General features: G+C 56.4%; 13 protein-coding genes. 8 read left to right on the top strand and 5 right to left on the bottom strand.

Going from position 1 to position 22,523, the window contains the following annotated elements; genetic code table 11:
* Positions 1-171 precede the first annotated feature (171 nt).
* The 7 genes from ptsP (at position 172) to BM205_RS07760 (ending at position 10,252) form a co-directional block, all read left to right on the top strand.
* Positions 172-1,926, top strand: a complete 1,755-nt coding sequence (ptsP, locus tag BM205_RS07790; protein ID WP_092413954.1) for a phosphoenolpyruvate--protein phosphotransferase — start codon at positions 172-174, stop codon at positions 1,924-1,926.
* 238 nt (positions 1,927-2,164) lie between these two features.
* Complete coding sequence (locus BM205_RS07785) at positions 2,165-3,343, top strand: homoserine O-succinyltransferase MetX (RefSeq protein ID WP_092413953.1); 1,179 nt, start codon at positions 2,165-2,167, stop codon at positions 3,341-3,343.
* The gene (gene metW / locus BM205_RS07780; RefSeq protein WP_092413952.1) at positions 3,333-3,935 is read left to right on the top strand and encodes a methionine biosynthesis protein MetW; all 603 of its coding nucleotides are present in this window, start codon (positions 3,333-3,335) and stop codon (positions 3,933-3,935) included. Before BM205_RS07785 ends, metW begins: the two co-directional genes overlap by 11 nt.
* A gap of 106 nt (positions 3,936-4,041) precedes the next feature.
* Positions 4,042-5,277 carry an AmpG family muropeptide MFS transporter gene (locus BM205_RS07775; RefSeq protein ID WP_092413951.1) on the top strand — a complete coding sequence of 412 codons (1,236 nt, stop codon included), beginning with the start codon at positions 4,042-4,044 and terminating at the stop codon, positions 5,275-5,277.
* 200 nt (positions 5,278-5,477) lie between these two features.
* On the top strand, positions 5,478-7,400 hold the full coding sequence (locus BM205_RS07770) for a PrkA family serine protein kinase (RefSeq protein ID WP_092413950.1): 1,923 nt from the start codon (positions 5,478-5,480) through the stop codon (positions 7,398-7,400).
* Between the two features lie 60 nt (positions 7,401-7,460).
* Positions 7,461-8,726, top strand: a complete 1,266-nt coding sequence (locus BM205_RS07765) for a YeaH/YhbH family protein (RefSeq protein WP_092413949.1) — start codon at positions 7,461-7,463, stop codon at positions 8,724-8,726.
* Positions 8,723-10,252, top strand: coding sequence for a SpoVR family protein (locus BM205_RS07760; protein WP_092413948.1), 1,530 nt, complete (start codon positions 8,723-8,725; stop codon positions 10,250-10,252). Before BM205_RS07765 ends, BM205_RS07760 begins: the two co-directional genes overlap by 4 nt.
* A gap of 28 nt (positions 10,253-10,280) precedes the next feature.
* Here BM205_RS07760 and guaD read toward each other — a convergent pair whose 3' ends face one another.
* From guaD to xdhA, 4 genes are all read right to left on the bottom strand, one after another.
* Positions 10,281-11,633, bottom strand: coding sequence for a guanine deaminase (gene guaD, locus BM205_RS07755; protein ID WP_092413947.1), 1,353 nt, complete (start codon positions 11,631-11,633; stop codon positions 10,281-10,283).
* 77 nt (positions 11,634-11,710) lie between these two features.
* Complete coding sequence (xdhC, locus tag BM205_RS07750) at positions 11,711-12,799, bottom strand: xanthine dehydrogenase accessory protein XdhC (RefSeq protein ID WP_092413946.1); 1,089 nt, start codon at positions 12,797-12,799, stop codon at positions 11,711-11,713.
* 34 nt (positions 12,800-12,833) lie between these two features.
* Positions 12,834-15,197, bottom strand: coding sequence for a xanthine dehydrogenase molybdopterin binding subunit (gene xdhB / locus BM205_RS07745; protein WP_092413945.1), 2,364 nt, complete (start codon positions 15,195-15,197; stop codon positions 12,834-12,836).
* A gap of 44 nt (positions 15,198-15,241) precedes the next feature.
* On the bottom strand, positions 15,242-16,783 hold the full coding sequence (xdhA, locus tag BM205_RS07740) for a xanthine dehydrogenase small subunit (RefSeq protein WP_254783793.1): 1,542 nt from the start codon (positions 16,781-16,783) through the stop codon (positions 15,242-15,244).
* Positions 16,784-17,299: 516 nt separating this feature from the next.
* Here xdhA and BM205_RS07735 point away from each other — a divergent pair.
* Positions 17,300-18,601: an NCS2 family permease gene (locus BM205_RS07735; protein WP_092413943.1), complete on the top strand. Its 1,302-nt coding sequence runs from the start codon at positions 17,300-17,302 to the stop codon at positions 18,599-18,601.
* Positions 18,602-18,690: 89 nt separating this feature from the next.
* Here BM205_RS07735 and metH read toward each other — a convergent pair whose 3' ends face one another.
* The gene (gene metH / locus BM205_RS07730) at positions 18,691-22,458 is read right to left on the bottom strand and encodes a methionine synthase (protein WP_092413942.1); all 3,768 of its coding nucleotides are present in this window, start codon (positions 22,456-22,458) and stop codon (positions 18,691-18,693) included.
* Positions 22,459-22,523: the final 65 nt, after the last annotated feature.

The raw sequence follows: 22,523 nt of genomic DNA, 5'->3' as shown, positions 1-22,523 counted from the left end.
GAAGTGACACGGCCCGAAGTGACACGGCCCACACCTAAGCGCCCTTCGACAGTTTCGAGCCCGGTTGCCTTGGAGATGGAGTATTGCCGCTAGCCCGCCTGAATGGCTTCGCGGCGCTGAAACTCTGTCTCGCAATTGATAAAATCATATTCTTTTCAGCGGGCTGACCAGATGGCATCCTTTACCTTACATGGCATTCCGGTTTCGCGCGGCATCGCGATCGGCCGCGCCCATTTGCTGGCGCCGGCGGCAATGGACGTCAAACACTACCTGATCGGCGAAGCCGAGGTCGAAGCAGAAGTCCAGCGCTTGCAAAACGCGGTAACCAAGGTACGCACCGAACTGCAGACTATCCGCAGCGATTTACCCAAAGAATCCCCGCCCGAACTAGGCGCTTTTGTAGATGTCCATCTGCTGATCCTGTCGGACCCGATGCTGGCTGAGATGTCGCTCGATATCATCCGTCACCGCCAATATAACGCCGAGTGGGCGCTGGTGACCCAGATCGACGAGTTGTCGGCGCAGTTCGACGAAATCGAAGATACCTATCTGCGCGAACGCAAAATGGACGTGCTGCAAGTCGGCGAGCGTCTGCTGAAAGTGCTGACCGGCACCGCCACCCGATTACCGGAAGTTGATGGCGATGGCGCTTCTTTCGGGAATATCGTGGTGGTCGCGTATGACATTTCACCGGCCGACATGTTGCAATTCCGTGACCGCGCCTTCGCCGGTTTCGTCACCGATCTCGGCGGCCAGAACTCGCATACCGCGATTGTGGCGCGCAGCCTGGATATCCCGGCCGCGGTCGGCATGAATAACGCCTCCCGGCTGATCAAGCAGGATGACTGGATTATCATCGACGGCGATGCCGGCGTAGTGATTGTCGATCCGGCAACGGTAATACTTAAGCAATATCGGGAGCGGCAGGCGCATCTGCTGCGTGCACGCAGGAAGCTAGGCAAGATCAAGAAGACCCGCGCGGTTACCCTGGACGGTACCGAGATCACCTTGCTGGCCAACATTGAACTGCCTAGCGACTGTGCGGCGGCGATGGATGCCGGCGCCAGCGGAGTGGGGCTATTCCGCTCGGAATTCCTGTTCATGGGCCGGATCGGCCCGCAACATGAGCTGCCGACCGAGGATGAGCAGTTCGAATCGTATCGGCAGGCGGTGATGGCAATGAAGGGGCGGCCGGTGACTATCCGGACATTGGATGTCGGCGCCGACAAACCGATCAACATAGAGGAACAGACCGCGCTGAACCCGGCGCTGGGTTTGCGCGCGATTAGATACTGCCTGGCAGAACCGCAACTGTTCCTGACGCAATTGCGGGCAATTTTGCGTGCCTCCGCCCTGGGGAAGGTGAAACTGCTGATTCCGATGCTGGCACATGCCTTTGAAATCGATCAAACCTTGGCAATCATCGAGCAAGCCAAGCAGCAATTGCGCGATGAAGGCACTGCTTTCGACGAAACCATCCAGATCGGCGCCATGATCGAAATCCCGGCAGCAGCTCTGGCGTTGCCGATGTTTATCAAACGCATGGATTTCCTGTCTATCGGCACCAACGACCTTATCCAGTACACGCTGGCGATCGACCGTGTCGACCATGAAGTCGCGCATCTGTATAACCCGCTGCACCCGGCAGTCTTGTTTTTGTTGTCAACCGTGATTGCATTAGGCCGAAAAGCCGGGATCCCGGTGTCGGTATGCGGCGAAATGGCAGGCGATGTCAAATTCACGCGTTTGTTGCTGGGCATGGGTTTGCTGGAGTTTTCAATGCATCCGGCGCAGTTGCTGGCGGTGAAACAGGAAGTGTTGAATAGCGATCTGGACAATCTGATGCTGCAAACCAAAAAAATCCTGCGTAATACCGAGCCGAGCGCGATTGCTGCGGCAGTCAGCCAGATGCGCATGCCGGCATAATCACTGTCCTGAAGTTCTAGTTTGACGCCAGGCCCCGACTTGGTTATTCTTGAGCTATCGCGCCGATTTGAATGGTTTCACCACCTCAGCTTGCGGGCGCGCGGCATCACCAGATCCCAGGATCAGGCGATGCTAAATAAATACGGCTAAAGCGAGCTTGAAGTACAAGCCCAGAATTTAGCCCGATTAGCGAAAGCTCTCGGGCTTTTTTTATTGTTATCAGGATCAGGTCCCTACAATGTCCCTCGGAATAGTTTCCCCGCAATCCATGCATTTCGCGACGCCGCTGCAGTTGCAAAGCGGCGCGCTGCTGGCGGATTACACGCTGGTGTACGAAACCTATGGCAGTCTCAACGCCGACAAATCGAATGCGGTGCTGGTTTGTCATGCCTTGAACGCCTCGCATCACGTTGCCGGCGTATATCAGGATGACGAAAAGAATGTCGGCTGGTGGGACAATATGGTGGGGCCTGGCAAGGCGCTCGACACCAACAAATTCTTCGTCATCGGCGTCAATAACCTGGGTTCCTGCTTCGGTTCTACCGGACCGATGCATATCAATGCCGCCACCGGCAAGCCGTACGGCGCGGAATTCCCGGTAGTGACCGTGGAGGACTGGGTGCAAGCGCAGGCGCGCCTCGCCGATGCACTGGGTATCACGCAATTTGCCGCCGTCATGGGCGGCTCGCTGGGCGGCATGCAGGCGCTGGCCTGGAGTCTGATGTATCCGACCCGTCTGCGCCACTGTGTTGTGATCGCTTCGACGCCCAAACTATCGGCGCAAAACATCGCTTTCAACGATGTTGCACGCCAGGCGATCCTGACTGATCCCGGCTTTCATGGAGGCGATTATTACGCGCATGGCGTGGTGCCCAAGAACGGCTTGCGCGTGGCGCGCATGGTGGGGCACATCACCTATCTGTCGGATGACGACATGGCGGAAAAATTCGGCCGCGACCTGCGCTCCGGCGCTTACCAGTTCGGCTTTGGCATCGATTTTGAAATTGAATCGTATCTGCGCTATCAGGGCGATAAATTTTCTGAATATTTTGACGCCAACACCTATCTGCTGATCACCAAGGCCCTCGATTATTTCGACCCGGCCAAGGAATTCGGCGGCGATCTGACTCTCGCTTTGAGCAAGACCCAGGCGCAGTTCCTGCTCGTATCGTTCATGACCGACTGGCGCTTTTCGCCGGAACGCAGCCGCGAGATCGTGCAGGCTCTGGTAAACAATAAACGTCGTGTCAGTTATGCCGAGATCGACGCACCGCACGGCCACGACGCCTTTTTGCTGGATGACCCGCGTTATATGGCGGTGGTGGGCGAATATTACAACCGCATCTGGCAGGAGCTGGAGCAGCCGGCCGTATCGAATGCCGTCACTGAAGTGGCAGGAGCAGTAAATGAATTTTGATCAACTAAGCAGTTTGCGCCCGGATCTGGCCTTTATCGCACATTGGGTGCGCGGTGAATCGCAAGTGCTCGACCTGGGTTGTGGCGACGGCGTCATGCTTGATTATCTGCAATCCGACAAGCAATGCGCAGGCTACGGCGTCGAAATCGATGACAGCAAGATTCCCGCGTGCGTGGCGCGCGGCGTTTCGGTGATCCAGCAGGATATGGAAGCCGGGCTGAACCTGTTTGCCGACGATGCCTTCGACACCGTGCTGTGCCTGTCGGCTTTGCAAATGATGAAAAATGTCGAAGGCGTATTGCGCGATATCGCCAGGGTCGGGCGCGAAGCGATTGTATCCTTCCCCAATTTCGCTTACTGGCCGCACCGGGTAGCGTTAATGCGCGGCCGCATGCCAGTATCCAAGACTTTGCCGTACGAATGGTACGACACGCCCAACCTGCGTTGCGCCACCATCAAGGATTTTGAGGAACTGGCGAACGAAGTCGGCCTGGAGGTGCTCGAATGCGTAGCCCTGCATGATGGCCAGCCGATATCGGTGCTGCCTAACTGGCGTGGTAGTCTTGCGGTATTCCGCTTTCGCAAGAAATAAACCGGTAAAAAATACAGGATATGACGCCAGGCCCCGGGCCCCGGAGCATTGCCGGGACCGCGCTCTGGTGTCATATCTTAAACTCCCCGCCGCCGCGGGCGCATCCATGACATCAGATTCAAATTCTTGGCATCACTATCTCAACCGGCGCATGCTGATTTGCGCCTTCCTCGGCTTCAGTTCAGGTCTGCCGCTGTTTATTCTCCTTAGTTTGCTGCAAGCCTGGTTAAGTAAATCCGGCCTTGACGTGAAAGCGCTCGGCCTGTTTGCGCTGGTGATGTTTCCCTACACCTGGAAATTCGTATGGTCGCCGTTGATGGACCGCTTCCATTTCGGCAAACTCGGACGCCGGCGCAGCTGGATGATGCTGACCCAGGCCAGCTTGTTCGTCGCCATCGGCGGCATGGGCATGCTCGATCCGCACACGCAGATAGCGGCGATTGCCGTCATGGCTTCAGTGGTGGCGTTTTTGTCGGCCAGCCAGGATATCGTGATCGATGCTTATCGCCGCGAGATCCTGCCGGATAGCGAACAAGGCCTGGGCGCGGCGATTAACGTCAATGCCTATAAAGTGGCGGGCATGGTGCCGGGCGCCTTGTCGCTGTTCCTGGCCGATCACATGAGCTGGCAGGCGGTATTCTGGATCACCGCGGGATTCATGCTGCCGGGCTTGATCTGCACGCTGATGATCAAGGAGCCGAGCGTGTATGGCGCACCGCCAAAGAACCTGCGGGAAGCCGTCTTGTTACCGTTTCAAGAGTTTATCGCGCGAGATGGCTGGCGCAGCGCCCTGTGGATACTTGCCTTCATTTTTCTGTATAAGCTCGGCGACAGCATGGCAACTGCGCTTGCTACCAGGTTTTATATCGATATCGGTTTCACGCTGACGCAGATCGGTTTGATTTCCAAGACTACAAGCTTGTGGGCCAGCCTGGTCGGCGGCCTGGTCGGCGGCATCTGGATGGTGCAGATCGGGATTAACCGCGCCTTGTGGATTTTCGGCGTGGTGCAAGCGGTAACCATTCTTGGGTTTGCCTGGCTGGCGCAGACCGGTCCCGATCCATTGGTGCTGGCTATCGTGATCGGCGGCGAAGCATTTGGCGTGGGTCTCGGCACTGCTGCTTTTGTTGCCTATATCGCGCGCACCACCGATCCGCGCTACACCGCAACGCAATACGCCTTGTTCACCAGCCTTGCTGCGGTGCCACGTACCTTCATCAATTCCTCGGTCGGTTATATCGTTGCGGAAACAGGCTGGTTCCATTTTTTCATTTTATGTTTCGTACTGGCGTTGCCCGGGATGTTGATTTTATTCAAGGTCGCACCGTGGAATGAAAAGTAAGCGCAGATACTTGTGTAGCAAAAACAGATAAAACCCTGTTGCATCTTAGAAAAAGGTTTAGAATCGAATCGTGTAATCCTCTTCTGGGCCGTATCGAAAGTGTAGTCAGCCGGTCAAGGAACTGCGAGTATCTGAAGAGGTCAAACTCGGTAGAAGTAATCTTCAATTTGTTTTCGCAACATCGTTGATGCGGGGGTGATATGGATATCTACAGCAGCTTTGCGAGTCGGTTCGACAAAACCAGAGAAGAAGAATTTTCCTTAGAAGAATATCTTGCGCTTTGTAAGACTGATCCCAGCTGTTATGCAACGGCCGGGGAACGCATGCTGATGGCGATAGGCGAGCCGCAACAGGTTGATACGCGCCACGATCCATCCTTATCGCGCATCTTCGCCAACAAGGTGCTCAAGGTTTATCCGGCGTTCAAGGAATTCTACGGCGCCGAAGAAGTGATCGAACAAGTGGTCGCTTATTTCCGGCACGCAGCGCAAGGCCTGGAAGAACGCAAACAGATTCTGTATCTGCTGGGTCCGGTTGGGGGCGGTAAATCGTCGATCGCCGAACGTCTCAAACAATTGATGGAACATGTACCGTTTTATTCCCTTAAAGGATCGCCGGTCAACGAGTCGCCGCTGGGTCTGTTCGATTATGAAGAGGACGGCGCGATCCTGGAAGAACAATACGGCATCCCGCGCCGTTACCTGAGATCGATACTGAGTCCGTGGGCCGTCAAGCGCTTGCATGAATTCAACGGCGACATCCGCAAATTCCGCGTAGTCAAACGCTACCCGTCGATCTTGCGGCAAGTAGCCATTTCCAAAACCGAACCGGGCGACGAAAACAACCAGGATATTTCAACCCTGGTCGGCAAGGTCGATATCCGCAAGCTTGAACAATATTCGCAGGACGATGCCGATGCCTACAGCTATTCGGGCGGGCTGTGCTTGTCCAATCAAGGTTTGCTTGAATTCGTCGAAATGTTCAAGGCGCCAATCAAGGTGCTGCATCCGTTGCTGACTGCTACGCAAGAAGGTAACTTCAAAGGCACCGAAGGTTTTGGCGCGATTCCGTTCGACGGCATTATCCTGGCGCACTCGAACGAATCGGAATGGAAGGCATTCCGCAACAACAAGAATAACGAAGCTTTGCTGGATCGTATCTACATCGTCAAGGTGCCGTATTGCTTGCGGGTGTCGGAAGAAATCAAGATTTATGAAAAACTGATACGCACGTCTTCTTTGGGCAAGGCGATTTGTGCACCGGGCACGTTGAAAATGATGGCGCAGTTCTCGATCCTGACCCGTCTGGGTGAACCGGAAAATTCCAGTATTTTTTCGAAAATGCAGGTGTATGACGGTGATAACCTGAAAGATAGCGATCCGAAAGCCAAATCGTTCCAGGAATATCGCGACTATGCCGGCGTGGATGAAGGCATGACCGGGGTCTCGACCCGCTTCGCCTTCAAGATATTGTCACGCGTATTCAACTTCGACTCGACCGAAGTCGCCGCCAATCCGGTGCACCTGATGTATGTGCTGGAGCAGCAGATCGAACGCGAGCAGTTTCCGCAAGAGCTGGAGCAGAAATACCTGTCCTACGTCAAGGATACGCTGGCAACGCGCTATGCGGAATTTATCGGCAAGGAAATCCAGACCGCTTATCTGGAGTCGTATTCAGAATACGGCCAGAACGTCTTCGATCGTTACGTCACCTATGCCGACTTCTGGATACAGGATCAGGAATTCCGCGACCATGACACCGGCGAAAGCTTTGACCGTGCTGCCTTGAATGCTGAACTGGAAAAGATTGAAAAGCCGGCTGGTATCAGCAATCCCAAGGATTTTCGTAACGAGATTGTGAATTTTGTGTTGCGGGCACGGGTCTCGAACGCCGGCAAGAATCCGCTCTGGACCAGTTACGAAAAACTGCGCGTGGTGATCGAGAAAAAAATGTTCTCGAATACCGAAGATTTGTTACCGGTTATTTCATTCAACGCCAAAGGGTCGAACGAAGAATTACGCAAGCATGAGGATTTCGTCAATCGCATGGTCAGCAAGGGTTACACGCCGAAACAGGTACGCTTGCTGTGCGAATGGTATCTACGCGTGCGCAAATCGTCGTAAGGTGCGCATTGGGTACGTATTGAATAAAAGTACCAGCGACTCACCCTAGGAGAGCCGACCGTGTTGCATCAGATAATCGACCGTAGACTGTCTGGCAAGAACAAAAGCATTGCCAACCGAGAGCGCTTTTTACGGCGCTTCCGGGCGGCTATTCATCGCTCCGTGACCGAGGCCGTGCGCGATCGCGGCATCAAGGAAATCGAAAACGCCAAGAGTATCAGCATTCCGCGCAAGGGGATCAACGAGCCGATATTCGGTCACGGTCCCGGTGGCAAGCGTGAGATGGTCCATCCCGGCAACCAGGATTATCTGCAAGGCGATCGCATCGCCCGACCGGATGGCGGCGCCGGCGGTGGCGGCAGTTCGGCCAGCGATCAGGGTGAGGGCGAAGATGAATTCGTGTTCCAGTTATCGCGCGAAGAATTCATGCAGTATTTCTTTGAAGACCTCGAATTGCCGCGCCTGATCAAGACCAACCTGCTCGCGGTGCCGAGCTGGAAAAACATGCGCGCCGGTTATTCGACTGACGGCAGTCCCAATAACATCGATATCGTCCGTTCGCTGCGCAGCTCGCTGGGACGCCGGATTGCGCTCGGCTCGCCGCTGGTGGTCAAGCTGCGCGAACTGGAACTGCTGATGGAGGCGCTCAAAGCGGATCCGGATGACCGGCGCGATGAAATCAAGCGCCTGGAAGACGATATCCATCATCTGAAAGGCCGCATCTGGCGTATCCCGTTCATCGATCCGTTCGACCTGCGTTATGTGAACCGGGTCAAGGTGCCGCAACCGTCTAGCCGGGCGGTGATGTTTTGCGTGATGGACGTATCGGGTTCGATGGACGAGCAACGGAAAGATTTGTCGAAGCGTTTCTTTATCCTGCTCTACCTGTTCCTGACCCGTAACTACGAACATATCGAAGTCGTCTTCATTCGTCATCACACACGCGCCGATGAGGTCGATGAAGATACCTTTTTCCATTCGCAGGAAAGCGGCGGCACGGTGGTGTCGAGCGCGCTGGAACTGATGAAGAAGATCATTGACGAACGTTATCCGCCGGGGGACTGGAATATCTACGGCGCGCAGGCCTCCGATGGCGACAACTGGAACGACGATTCGCCGAAATGCCGGGAGCTGCTGGAAATGGAGATCCTGCCGCGTTCGCGCTATTTCGCCTACATCCAGGTAACGGTCGAAGAGCAGAATCTATGGACTGAATATCAGCAGATCGCTGCGGTCAACCCGCAATTCGCCATGAAAAAAGTGCAGGCCGCCAGCGAGATCTATCCGGTGTTCCGTGAACTGTTTGAAAAGCAGGTGCAGTCATGAACGACCGTCTGATCAATCAACCGCTGCCTTGCCCATCCGATTGGACGTTCGATCTTATCGAGCTTTATAACGACGAGATTGCCCGCGTTGCCGCGAATTACAAACTGGACATCTATCCGATCCAGCTGGAAATCATCACCGCTGAACAGATGATGGATGCCTACGCCTCCGCTGGCATGCCGGTGAATTACCGGCACTGGTCGTTCGGTAAACATTTCCTGATGACTGAGCGCGACTACAAACGCGGGCAGATGGGGCTTGCCTACGAAATCGTCATCAATTCGAATCCCTGCATTGCCTATCTGATGGAAGAAAACACCATGACGATGCAGGCGCTGGTAGTGGCGCATGCGGCGTATGGGCACAATTCTTTTTTCAAGGGCAACTACCTGTTCCAGCTGTGGACGGACGCCCACGCGATCATCGATTACCTGGTCTATGCCAAGATGTACATCGCGGAATGTGAAGAACGCTACGGCTTTTCCAAGGTCGAGGAATTGCTCGATTCCTGTCATGCGTTGATGCATTACGGTGTCGACCGCTATAAGCGGCCGCAAAAATTGTCGCTGGAAAAAGAACAGGCGCAGCGGCGCGAACGCGCGGATTACATGCAGTCGCAGGTCAATGAATTGTGGCGCACCCTGCCTGAAAAAAAGGTGGGAGCGACTGAGCAGGTTGAAGGACGTTTTCCGTCTGAGACGCAAGAGAATCTTTTGTACTTTGCCGAGAAAAATTCGCCGCTGCTGGAATCCTGGGAGCGCGAAGTGATTCGCATCGTGCGCAAGATCGCGCAGTATTTTTACCCGCAGCGCCAGACCCAGGTCATGAATGAAGGCTGGGCCACGTTCTGGCACTACACGATTCTCAACACGCTATATGACGAGGGCAAGCTGACTGACGGTTTCATGATGGAGTTCCTGCACTCGCATAGCAACGTGGTATATCAACCGCCAGTCACTAAATCGTATTACAGCGGCATCAATCCATATGCGCTCGGTTTTGGCATGATGACCGATATCCGCCGTATCTGCGAAAATCCGACCGACGAGGATCGCGAATGGTTTCCCGAGCTGGCAGGAACGCCTTGGCTGGACACCTTGCATTACGCGATGCGCAATTTCAAGGATGAAAGCTTTGTCGCGCAATACCTGTCGCCGAAACTGATACGCGACATGCGCCTGTTTGCCGTGCTGGACGATGAACGTCGCAGCGAACTGGAGGTGTCGGCCATTCACAACGAGGCTGGCTACCAGTACGTGCGGCAAGCCTTGTCGCGCCAATACGATATCAACCACCGCGAACCGAACATCCAGGTCTGGTCAGTCAACACGCGCGGCGACCGCAGCCTGACACTACGTCATTTCCGCAGCGATGACCGGCCGCTGGCAGACGGCACCGATGAAATATTGCGGCACATGGCGCGCCTGTGGCAGTTCGATGTGTATCTGGAGAGTGTCGACGACAGTGGCAATGTTTTGCAACGCTATGAATGCGTTAGTGAAAACAAGTACATGCTGCGGCCGTAGAGCGGGCACATTGTGCCCATCATAAGTCTTACACGTTAGCCGCGGCCCGGCTATGTACCAGTTTGCCGGCTGCATAGGTAGCGGCAATAGTCCGGTCATCTCCCAGCAACGCCAGCGCAAACAACAGTTCTTCCAGATTTTCCGTACGTTCGCTGCGGCGCGCCAGTAGCGGCGTGGCTTGCGGATCGAGCACGATGAAATCGGCTTCGGCGCCGGCGACGAAATTGCCGATCGTTCCTTCCAGTTGCATGCTGCGCGCACCACCCAGCGTAGCCAGGTAAAACATGCGTAGCGCTGGCAGATAAGTGGTTGCCATACGCGCCACCTTGTAGGCTTCGTTCATGGTTTGCAGCATGGAGAAACTGGTGCCGCCACCGACATCGGTAGCCAGCGACAGTGGCATTCCGGCAGCATCGGCGCCTTTGAAATCGAACAAGCCGCTGCCGAGAAACAGATTCGAAGTCGGACAAATCGCGATAGCCGATTGCGTCTCCGCCATGCGTTGACGATCATGGTTGTCGAGCCAGACGCAGTGGCCGTACATGGAGCGCGGACGCAACATGCCGTATTTGTCGTACACATCCATGTAGCTGCGCGAATCGGGGAACAGCGATTTTACCCAGGCAATCTCATCGATATTTTCCGCAGCGTGGGTTTGCAGATACACGTCCGGATAAGCCTGTGCCAGCTCGCCCGCCAATTGCAACTGGGCATTGCTGGAAGTAGGCGCGAAACGTGGCGTGATGGCGTATAACTGACGACCGCGCTTATGCCATTTTTTCAGCAGCTCTTCAGTATCGCGGATACCGCCTTCAGCGGTGTCCTGCAAGAAATCAGGGCAGTTCCGGTCCATCAGCACCTTGCCGGTTACCATCCGCAGATTGCGCGCTTCGCTGGCATTGAAGAAGGCATCGACCGAAGTCGGATTGACTGTGCAATACACCATCGCGGTGGTAGTGCCGCAGCGTAGCAATTCGTCGATAAAAAATTTCGCGACGTCTTCGGCGTGCGCTGGATCGTCAAATTTACGCTCGGTCGGGAACGTATATTTTTCCAGCCATGGCAGCAAGCCCGGCGCCGGCGAGGCGATCATGTCGGTTTGCGGATAGTGCAGGTGGGTGTCGATAAAACCCGGCAAGATGATCTTGCCGCGGTAATCCTGAATTTTCAGTTCGGTTTTCAGTTCGGCGCGCAATTGCGCCGACAACTGTTGATAGTCGCCAGCCGCCACTACCTTGCCGTCGGCGATCAACAGCAAACCATCCTCATGCCATTGATGAGCATCTGCATGATGGGCCGGATCGGCGGTGAAATGGAGAACGCTAGCGCGGTATGCCTGCAATGTGGACTGATCGATATTGCTGAAGCTGATGGCTGCCATGAAACTATCCTTGAATGAAAACGCGTACAAACGCGTTATGAATAACTAAACCCGAACTAAACCCGACTGAAATCGAGCTATATTTCTTTGACAAGCTGCGAGCCCAATTGCGGTGCCGCTGTCAATTCTTGTTTGGCGATCTGTTCCCAGACCTGCAGCAACTGCGCGGTGACCGAGGCAGCGATGACTGCCGGCTCCTTGCCAACGATACCGGGAATACCGATCGGGCAGACCATGTCGGCCAACCGCTCAAGGGGAATGCCGCGCTCATGCAAGCGATGCTCGAACTGCATGCGCTTGCTCTTCGAGCCGATCAAGCCGAACCAGGCAACGCCATCACGCTGCAGAATCTGCGCCGACAGGCGCTGGTCCAGCGCGTGATTGTGCGTCATGACCAGGAAGCTGGAGCCGGCCGGAGCACTATCCACCAAGGCTTCCGGCGTATCGGTAGCTTCGACGCAGACGTTGGCGGGTAACTCATCCGGAAACATTTCTTCTCGCTCATCGATCCAGACCACCCGGCATGGCAAATCGCCGAGTGCCTTGACGATCGCCGCGCCGACATGGCCGGCGCCAAACAGGAATAATTGCGGCCGTGTCGCCAGGCACGCATCGAGCAGCCAGCGTTTACCGTTTTCGTCGCGCAAAACCAGGCAGGCGCCGAAGGCGTTGACTGATGGCGTCGATAGAGACGGCAGGGTCGGCAGTCGTCCCGGTCCATGCAGGCGTTCGCCATCGCCATCGCATAGCGCCGGTGACGCTGCATCATCCAGGGCGACCAGGCGCCAGCTGTCTTCGGCCTCGCGCAAGCGGCGTTGCAGGAAACTGAAATAATCCGCCGCGGCTGGTGTTACCCGTTCAAACGCCAGATGCACGACGCCACCGCAGCATTGGCCCAGCGAAGGGCCCAGGGAAAACCGTTGCAGGCGACGCTCACGGGTAAGCGACAAGCCCTCATCCAGCATTTCGCGGGCGATCCGGATCGCCTGCAATTCGAGATGGCCGCCGCCGATGGTGTCGAACTGGCCGACCGCCGTCACCACCATTTTTGCGCCCGGCTCGCGCGGACCGGAACCTTCGACCTGCGCCACGGTGACCAGGATCGCCGTGGTGGTTTGCGAAGGTTGCGTGATGAGCGTGGTTAGCGCATCCAGCCAGTTGCTCATGGTGAGTCTCCCGATGATGGGTAAGTACGCTGGATCAGGCCGCACGCGCCATGGCGCGCACAGCATCGACCGACTTGAGAATCGCTTCGCTGGTTGCAGGTGCATTCAGCGGCGGATTGAAGCGCTTGCCACCGACACTGGCAATCGCATCGCGGATCGCGAAAAATACAGAGAATGGCAGCAGCAAAGGCGGCTCGCCAACGGCTTTGGAGCGATGGATGCTGTCTTCGACATTGCGGTTCTTGAACAGGTTGACGCGGAAATCCTGAGGGCAATCTGAAATGCCGGGGATCTTGTAAGTCGATGGCGCGTGGGTCATCAGCTTGCCGTCCTTGTTCCACCACAGTTCTTCCGTGGTGAGCCAGCCCATGCCTTGAATGAACGCACCTTCAACCTGGCCGATATCCAGCGCCGGATTCAGTGACTGGCCAGCATCGTACAAAGCATCGGCGCGTAGCAATTTCCATTCGCCAGTGAAGGTGTCGACTACCACTTCCGATACCGAAGCACCGTAGGCAAAGTAAGAGAACGGCCGGCCCGTCATGGTTTTCGGATCCCAATGCAAGCCTGGGGTGGCGTAAAAACCGTCAGACCACAATTGAACCCGTGACAGATATGCCTTTTGCGCCAGCTCGCCGAATGCCATGCTGTGTTCGCCGAGATGAATTGCGCCGGCGGCGAAAGTCACCGCCTTGGCATCGCCGCCGTGCAATTTGGCGAAGAACTCTGCCAGGCGCTGGCGAATGGTATGCGCAGCGTCCTGTGCCGCCTTACCGTTCAGATCGGCGCCGGTAGAGGCTGCAGTAGCCGAAGTATTGGCGACCTTGCTGGTATCGGTCGCACTGACGCGAACCAGTTCCAGCGGGATTCCGAGTTCATGCGCCACGACCTGCGCGACCTTGGTGTTGATACCCTGGCCCATTTCGGTGCCGCCGTGATTGACCAGTACCGAACCGTCGGTGTACACGTGCACCAGCGCGCCGGCCTGGTTAAAGTGGGTGACGTTGAAAGCGATACCGAATTTCACCGGTGTCAGCGCCAGGCCTTTTTTCAATACCGGGCTGGTGGCGTTGAAGGCTTCGATGGCAGCGCGGCGTTGGCGATATTCGCTACTGGCTTCCAGTTCGGCCACCAACTCGTGAATCACGTTATCGACGATCTTCTGGCCGTATTGTGTGACGTTGCGGCCTTCTTCATCGTTCCGGCCATAGAAATTCAGCTTGCGGATATCGAGTGCGTCGCGGCCCAGGTTGCGGGCGATTTCATCGACGATGTATTCAATCGCAATCGCACCCTGCGGACCGCCAAAACCACGGAACGCTGTGTTCGACTGGGTATTGGTCTTGCCGCAACTAGCCTTGATGTCGACATCGGACAGATAGTAGGTATTGTCGAAATGGCAGACTGCACGGGTTGCTACCGGCGCCGACAAGTCAGCCGAAAAACCGGCGCGGCTCACCATGTCGACTTTTGCAGCGACTATCCGGCCGGCATCGTCGTAACCCACTTCGTAATCGTAATAGAAGCAATGGCGTTTGCCGGTGACCATCATGTCGTCGTCGCGGTCGGCGCGCAGCTTGACCGGGCGCTTCAACTTGGCCGCCGCAATTGCCGCCACCGCCGCCCACAATGCCGATTGCGATTCCTTACCGCCGAAGCCACCTCCCATGCGCCGGCATTCCACCACGATGTTATGCGAATGCACGTCCAGCGCGTGCGCCACTACGTGCTGCATTTCGGTCGGATGCTGGGTCGAACATAGCACCAGCATACCATTTTGTTCTTTCGGAATAGCGTAGGAAATCTGGCCTTCCAGGTAAAACTGTTCCTGGCCGCCGACATACAACTGGCCACTGGCACGATGCGGTGCGCTCTCGAAAGCTTTCTGCGCATTGCCGCGCGCCAGGTGCATCGGCGGCAATACATAGGATTTTGCCGCATGCGCCGCTTGTGGCGTCAGGATGGCTGGCAGTTCTTCATAATCGATGACTACCTTGCGCACCGCCCGGCGGGCGTTGTCGTGGCTGTCAGCGACTACCGCGAAGATTGGCTGCCCCACATATTCGACCAAGCCCTTGGCCAGGATAGGATCGTCGTGAAGGATAGGACCGCAATCGTTGGTGCCGGGGATGTCGGCCTCAGTGAATACTGCCACCACGCCAGGTGCGCTGCGCACGGCATCGAGGTTGATCGAGCGAATCCGGGCATGAGCTTTTTGCGACATGCCGAGCGCGGCGTGCAATGTGCCTTGCGCTTCCGGGATGTCGTCGGTGTAGGTGGCTTCGCCCAGCACGTGCAATATCGCCGATTCGTGCGGATGCGATTGACCGACTTCCGCCCAGGCAGTGCTGCTGTCTTGCGGCGCGGTTTTCATAAAAACTTCAGTTTGCTTATTCATGATGTCTACTCTTTGTTTTTGCCGGCTGTGAACTTATTGTCAACTCAAGCGCACACGAAAGGATTCACCTGATCGGTACGCAATGGCGCATCGACACGGGTTTCCAGCCAGAACCGGCGCAGCAGGTTTTGCGACGTCTTCATCCGATATTCGGCGGAGGCGCGCATGTCGGAGAGCGGTTTGTAATCGTCGGTCATCAGCGCTACCGCGGCTTCCATCACGCTTTCAGTCCAGACCTGCCCGCGCAATGCAGCTTCGGTCAGTGCAGCACGCTTTGGCGTGGCCGCCATGCCACCGAAGGCGATCCGGATATCGCTGATCTTATCGCCGTCGAGGGTGACGGAAAACGCTGCGCAGACGGCTGAAATGTCCTGGTCGAAACGCTTGGCCAGTTTGTAAGTACGGAAGCGTTGTCCCGCATGCGGCAATGGAATCCGTACGCCTTCGACAAATTCATCGGCCTGCATGTCTTTTTTCATGTAGTCCAGGTAGAGCGCTTCCAATGGCATCACACGTTGCCCGGCCGGACCGCGCAGAACGACTTGCGCGCCGAGTGCAATCAGCCATGGCGGCGAGTCGCCGATAGGCGAACCGTTGGCGACGTTGCCGCCGAGGGTGCCGGCATTGCGGATCGGCAGCGAGGCAAAGCGTTGCCACATTTCAGATAATTCCGGATAGATCTTGCAGATCTCGGCGTAGGCATCGTTCAGCGTTACGCCAGCCCCGATTTCAAGTTGTCCGTCGCGTGTGACCATCGCGTTCAGTTCAGTCACCTGGCCGAGGTAGATGATGTCGCCCAGATCGCGCATCTGCTTGGTTACCCACAGGCCGACATCTGTCGAGCCTGCCAGGATGCGTGCGTTCGGCTTGGCGGCGCGTACTTCCACCAGTTGCGCCAGCGTGCGCGGTGCGTAAAAAGTCTGGTCACCGTGCTTGTAGACGAATATGTCGTCACGCTGCAAAGGCTGCAGCGCATGTTGCAAGGCTTCACGATCGAAGCCGACTGCCGGCAATTCGCCCATCCGGTGTGCGGCGTCGATGATCGGGCGGTAGCCGGTGCAGCGGCACAGGTTGCCGGATAACGCGATGTCGATATCCTTGCGTTGCAATGGCTGGCATGCACCTGCATTGGCGGCAGTTCCAGCGGACTTGCACGCCGGAACCTGGCTGCCATCGTTTTTCAGATACAGGTCCCACAGCGACATCACAAAACCCGGCGTGCAGAAACCGCATTGCGAGCCGTGGCACTCAACCATGGCTTGCTGGACCGGATGCAATGCGCCGTTGGCTTGCTTCAGGTCTTCAACTGTATACAAGGCTTTGCCATCCAGTGTCGGCAGAAACTGGATACAGGAGTTGACTGATTTGAGTGTGACGCCATTCGCAGTCTGTTCGCCGATGACGACAGTGCAGGCGCCGCAATCGCCTTCGGCGCAACCTTCCTTGCTGCCGGTGCAGTGCAGGTCTTCCCGCAGGTGTTGCAAGATGGTGCGGGTAGGCGCTGCCTGATCTACAGTGTGGATTTCGCCACGGTAGTAGAAGCGGATGACATTCTCGGCCGTGGAATTAGGTGCGGGCGTAGACAAGACAATCTCCAATCGAGTGGCGACTGTTGCAAAAACCGTGTCTTCGGGGCCGTATCGCCGGTATTGCCTGTGGGCTCTACCGCTCGTTACATGTGGCCAGACTGACTTTGCAACGGTCTATTAATTATGACCCCAGATTAGCATTTGCGCCGCAGCTCCATATAGCGATACGGCTAATGTCAGGTATCTTTAAAATGGAATAGAGAACGCATAAGTAATTCCATTTGGCAAATATAGGTATTGCCGGAGCGACATTTTTGATCGATGACCGATTATTGACGTATTTGATAATTTTCAAAGCATTTCAGGCGCGGAAAAATCTTTGGAGGCCACAATTGCAGGGCTATCAATGCGGTAGCGGGAGCGGTTATCATCACTCCTGAATAATCAATATTTCCAACGGAGCATAATTGTGACCCCATCCCGTAGCACAGTATTTTGCCGGAACTCCGCATCAAGCGGCGCAACACGGCAGCCAGAAAACCAAAAACAACAATAATCAAGGAGACATACACAATGCAGCTGCTCGAGAATTTTTTCAAGCTTAAAGAAAACGGCACGGACGTGCGCACCGAACTGATCGCCGGACTCACCACTTTCCTGACGATGGCTTACATCATCTTCGTCAACCCGGCCATCCTGGGCGATGCCGGCATGCCGAAGGGCGCCGTCTTCGTCGCCACCTGTGTGGCAGCCGCCATCGGGACCCTGATCATGGCCTTGTACGCCAATTATCCGATTGCGCTGGCGCCCGGCATGGGTCTCAACGCCTACTTTGCCTATGCGGTGGTGAAGGGCATGGGTGTTTCGTGGGAAGTGGCGCTGGGCGCCGTGTTCATTTCCGGTTGCCTGTTCATCATCGTCAGCCTGGTCGGTATCCGCGGCATGATCGTCAACGGCATTCCACCCACGATACGGATTGCGATTACCGCCGGTATCGGCTTGTTCCTGGGTTTCATCGCGCTCAAGAGCTCGGGCCTGGTGGTCGCCAATCCGGCTACTTTCGTGCAAATCGGCGATCTGCACCAAATCCCGGTGATCCTGTCGATTATCGGCTTCCTGCTGATCGTGGTGCTGGATCACCTCAAGGTCAAGGGCGCGATCCTGATCGGCATCCTGACCGTTACCGTACTGAGCTTTGTGGTCGGCGGCAATACCTTCACCGGCGTGGTGGCGATGCCGCCATCGATCGAGCCGACCCTGTTCAAGCTCGACATCATGGGCGCCTTGTCCATGGGTATCCTGAACATCGTGCTGGTGTTCTTCCTGGTCGAGATGTTCGATGCGACCGGCACCATGATGGGTGTGGCGAACCGTGCCGGCTTGCTGGTCAACGGTAAGATGGCGCGTCTTAACAAGGCTTTGCTGGCAGACAGCACGGCGATTGTCGCCGGCACTTTGCTGGGTACATCCAGCACCACCGCCTATGTCGAAAGTGCTGCGGGGGTGCAGGCTGGCGGCCGTACCGGTTTGACCTCGCTGGCGGTCGGCATCCTGTTCCTGGCTTGCCTGTTCATCTCGCCGCTGGCCGGCGCCGTGCCAGCCTACGCCACCGCACCGGCATTGTTCTATGTCGCCGGCCTGATGCTGCGCGAGCTGGTGCACCTGAACTGGGAAGACAGCACCGAAAGCGTGCCGGCCGTGATCACCGTGCTGATGATCCCGTTCACCTATTCGATCGCCAACGGGATTGCCTTCGGCTTCATCTCGTACGCAGCCTTGAAACTGTTCACCGGCCGCGCGAAGCAAGTGCCGGTGATGGTCTGGGTTATTGCGGCGATCTTCCTGTTCAAGTTCATCCACCTGGGTGGCGATTGAGGACCGGATTGCTTAAAAGCTGAAGAGGAATAAAAAAAGGGAGCGTTTCAAAACGCTCCCTTTTTTACAAGTTCGATCATAAGTTCGATTTACAAATTCGGCGCCAGCCAGCGCTCGACATCGTCCTTGCTCACATTGCGCCGAGCCGCCATATCGCTGACCTGATCGTCGCCAATCTTACCGACCACGAAATACTTCGATTCAGGATGGGAAAAATAAAAGCCGGATACCGCAGCGCCAGGATACATGGCGAATGACTCGGTGAGCAGCATGCCGATTTCGTCGCACTGCAACAGCTTGAACATGTCAGCCTTGACCGTGTGTTCCGGGCAGGCTGGATAACCGGGAGCAGGGCGGATGCCGCTGTAGTTTTCCTTGATCAAGGCTTCGTTGGACAAGTTTTCGTCCGGAACGTAACCCCACAAATCCTTGCGCACCCGCTCGTGCAGGTATTCGGCGAAAGCTTCCGCCAGGCGATCCGCCAGCGACTTCAGCATGATCGACGAATAGTCATCGTGCGCATCTTCAAAGCGCTTTTCGTATTTCTCGATGCCGAGGCCGCTGGTGACGGCGAACAAACCGATATAGTCGGCAATTCCGGAGGATTTCGGTGCGATGAAATCGGACAGGCATTGATTCGGACGCGCAACGCCGTCGATCACCGGCTTCACGGTTTGCTGACGCATGCCGTAGTAGGTAAACGCAACTTTGCTACGGGTTTCGTCGGTATAGATTTCGATGTCGTCGTCATTCACCGTATTGGCCGGCATCAATGCGATGACGCCATTGGCAGTCAGCCAGCGGCCGTCGATCAGTTTCTTCAACAGCGCCTGGCCTTCCTCGAATACCTTGCTGGCAGCTTCACCCACCACTTCGTCTTTGAGAATGGCGGGATACGGGCCGGCCAGATCCCAGGTCTGGAAGAACGGACCCCAGTCGATGTAACGCGCCAGTGTGCCCAGGTCGACGTTTTTGAACACGCGGCGACCGATGAATTTAGGTTTGACCGGCGCAAACTGCAACCGGGTGCGATTCTCACGCGCGGCCGCCAACGTTAACAGTGGCACCGCCTTCTTGTTAGCGTGCTGTTCGCGAATCCGTTCGTAATCGAGCGCGATGTCGCTGATGTACTGATCGCGCTGTTCCGGCGTCAGCAGGGATTGCGCAACCGATACCGAGCGCGAAGCGTCCGGTACGTAGACTACAGGGCCCTCGTAATTCGGCGCAATCTTGACTGCAGTGTGAGCACGGCTGGTAGTGGCGCCGCCGATCAGCAACGGCATCTTGACGCTGCGGAAATACGGATCGCGCTGCATTTCCTTGGCGACGTGCGCCATTTCTTCCAGCGACGGTGTAATCAAACCGCTCAGGCCGATGATGTCGGCATTCTCGGCTTTTGCCATTGCCAGGATTTCCGAGCACGGCACCATCACGCCCATGTTGACCACTTCGAAATTATTACACTGCAAGACCACCGACACGATGTTCTTGCCGATGTCATGCACGTCGCCCTTGACCGTGGCGATCACGATCTTGCCTTTGGGTTTGGCGGCAATGCCGGTCAGCTCTTCATGCAGGCGTTTTTCTTCTTCAATGTAGGGAATCAGATGAGCCACAGCCTGCTTCATCACGCGCGCCGATTTGACCACCTGCGGCAAGAACATCTTGCCCTGGCCGAACAGGTCGCCGACGATGTTCATGCCATCCATCAGCGGGCCTTCGATCACATGGATCGGCCGGCCGCCGTTGCCAAGCAATTCTTGCCGCGCTTCCTCGGTATCTTCCACGATCCACTGCGTGATACCTTGCACCAGCGCGTGCGCCAGCCGTTGCTGGACTGTGCCGCTACGCCATTCCAGTGTCGCTTCTTCTTTCTTGTCGCCAGCCTTCAAGGTCGAGGCGATTTCGATCATGCGTTCGGTCGCGTCTTCGCGCCGGTTCAATACAACGTCTTCGACCCGCTCGCGCAGTTCTGCAGACAGATTGTCGTACACGCCCATCATGCCGGCGTTGACGATACCCATCGTCATGCCGGCTTTGATCGCGTGATACAGGAACACGGTGTGGATTGCTTCACGCGCCGGATCGTTGCCGCGGAAGCTGAAACTGACGTTGGAGACGCCGCCGCTGATCTTGGCGTGCGGCAGGTTCTCGCGAATCCAGCGAGTGGCGTTGATAAAATCGACTGCGTAATTGTTGTGCTCTTCGATGCCGGTCGCAATCGCGAAAATGTTCGGATCGAAAATGATGTCTTCCGGCGGGAAGCCGATCTGATCGACCAGCAACCGGTAGGCGCGCTCGCAAATTTCGATCTTGCGCTCGTAGGTATCGGCCTGGCCTTTTTCGTCGAAGGCCATGACGATCACGGCTGCGCCGTAGCGGCGGCACAATTTCGCCTGGCGCAGGAATTCCGGTTCGCCTTCTTTCATCGAAATCGAGTTGACGACAGCTTTGCCTTGCACGCACTTCAGGCCCGCTTCGATCACCGACCATTTGGACGAGTCGATCATGATCGGCACCCGGGCGATATCCGGTTCCGAGGCGATCAGGTTGAGGAAGCGCTGCATCGCCGCCACCGAATCCAGCATCGCTTCATCCATGTTGATATCGATGACTTGCGCGCCGTTTTCAACCTGCTGGCGTGCTACCGCCAATGCTTCATCGTATTGCTCGTTGAGGATCAGCCGCGCGAAAGCCTTGGAACCGGTGACGTTGGTACGCTCGCCGACGTTGACGAACAGCGAGTCGTCGTCGATGGTGAATGGCTCTAATCCCGACAGGCGCATCTCGTGCGTGGTTTCCGGAACGGTGCGGGGCGCAATGTTGGCGACGGTGTCGGCAATCGCCTTGATATGCGGCGGCGTGGTGCCGCAGCAACCGCCGGCGATGTTGACGAAGCCGCTTTCGGCGAAATCCTTGAGCAGCGACGACGTGACGTCCGGGGTTTCATCGAAACCGGTATCGCTCATCGGATTGGGCAGGCCGGCGTTGGGATAAATACAGACGAAGGTATCGGCAATTTTCGACAATTCTTCGGCGTAGGGCCGCATCAATGCAGCACCCAATGCGCAGTTGAGGCCAACCGTGAGCGGCTTGGCGTGACGGATCGAATTCCAGAAGGCCGGTACGGTTTGTCCCGACAAGATGCGTCCGGAGGCATCAGTCACGGTGCCGGAAATCATGATCGGCAGGCGCAGGCCAGATTCTTCAAAGAAGGTATCGATGGCAAACAGCGCCGCCTTGCAATTCAAGGTGTCGAAAATGGTTTCGACCAGCAGCACATCGGCGCCGCCTTCTACCAGGCCGCGGGTCTGTTCCAGATACGACGCAACCAGCTGGTCGAAGGTGACATTGCGTGCTGCCGGATCATTCACGTCAGGCGAGATCGACGCCGTTTTCGGTGTCGGTCCGAGTGCGCCGGCGACGAAGCGCGGTTTGTCCGGCGTCGAATATTTGTCGCAGGCGGCACGCGCCAGCCGCGCCGAGGCGACGTTCATCTCATAGGCCAGATGCGCCATATGGTAGTCGTCCTGGGCCACCGTGGTGGCGCCGAAGGTATTACTTTCGATCAGGTCGGCGCCGGCTGCCAGATATTCCTCGTGGATAGCGCTGATGATGTGCGGCTGGGTCAGCGACAACAGCTCGTTATTGCCTTTGACGAACAACTCGCGGCCGGGGCCGGTGAAGTCGATGAAACGACCGTTGGGGCCGCCGCGATAATCTTCTTCCGTCAGCTTGTATTGCTGGATCATGGTGCCCATCGCGCCATCCAGGATCAGGATGCGTTGCGCCAGCAGCTGGCGCAGGCGGGCTTCAGTGGTCAAAGCAGTGGTCGAAGTTGTGGCGGAAGGCGTCATTAGCGTACTCTGGTCAGTTAGAACGCAAAAAACCCGGTCGCCGATAGCGCCGGGTTGTTTGCAAG

The organism is Collimonas sp. OK307 (genome assembly GCF_900113705.1).
Classification (GTDB): domain Bacteria; phylum Pseudomonadota; class Gammaproteobacteria; order Burkholderiales; family Burkholderiaceae_D; genus Collimonas.
The sequence above is the reverse complement of the archived record's forward strand: the minus strand, read 5'-3'. Positions and strand labels throughout refer to the sequence as shown.

What these genes read in the sequence shown, in the direction of transcription:
- xdhB (WP_092413945.1), bottom strand. Translation starts at nt 15,197, where the DNA reads ATGAATAAGCAAACTGAAGTTTTTATGAAAACCGCGCCGCAAGACAGC.
- BM205_RS07760 (WP_092413948.1), top strand. Translation starts at nt 8,723, where the DNA reads ATGAACGACCGTCTGATCAATCAACCGCTGCCTTGCCCATCCGATTGG.
- BM205_RS07770 (WP_092413950.1), top strand. Translation starts at nt 5,478, where the DNA reads ATGGATATCTACAGCAGCTTTGCGAGTCGGTTCGACAAAACCAGAGAA.
- BM205_RS07735 (WP_092413943.1), top strand. Translation starts at nt 17,300, where the DNA reads ATGCAGCTGCTCGAGAATTTTTTCAAGCTTAAAGAAAACGGCACGGAC.
- BM205_RS07775 (WP_092413951.1), top strand. Translation starts at nt 4,042, where the DNA reads ATGACATCAGATTCAAATTCTTGGCATCACTATCTCAACCGGCGCATG.
- metH (WP_092413942.1), bottom strand. Translation starts at nt 22,458, where the DNA reads ATGACGCCTTCCGCCACAACTTCGACCACTGCTTTGACCACTGAAGCC.
- BM205_RS07785 (WP_092413953.1), top strand. Translation starts at nt 2,165, where the DNA reads ATGTCCCTCGGAATAGTTTCCCCGCAATCCATGCATTTCGCGACGCCG.
- guaD (WP_092413947.1), bottom strand. Translation starts at nt 11,633, where the DNA reads ATGGCAGCCATCAGCTTCAGCAATATCGATCAGTCCACATTGCAGGCA.
- metW (WP_092413952.1), top strand. Translation starts at nt 3,333, where the DNA reads ATGAATTTTGATCAACTAAGCAGTTTGCGCCCGGATCTGGCCTTTATC.
- xdhC (WP_092413946.1), bottom strand. Translation starts at nt 12,799, where the DNA reads ATGAGCAACTGGCTGGATGCGCTAACCACGCTCATCACGCAACCTTCG.
- ptsP (WP_092413954.1), top strand. Translation starts at nt 172, where the DNA reads ATGGCATCCTTTACCTTACATGGCATTCCGGTTTCGCGCGGCATCGCG.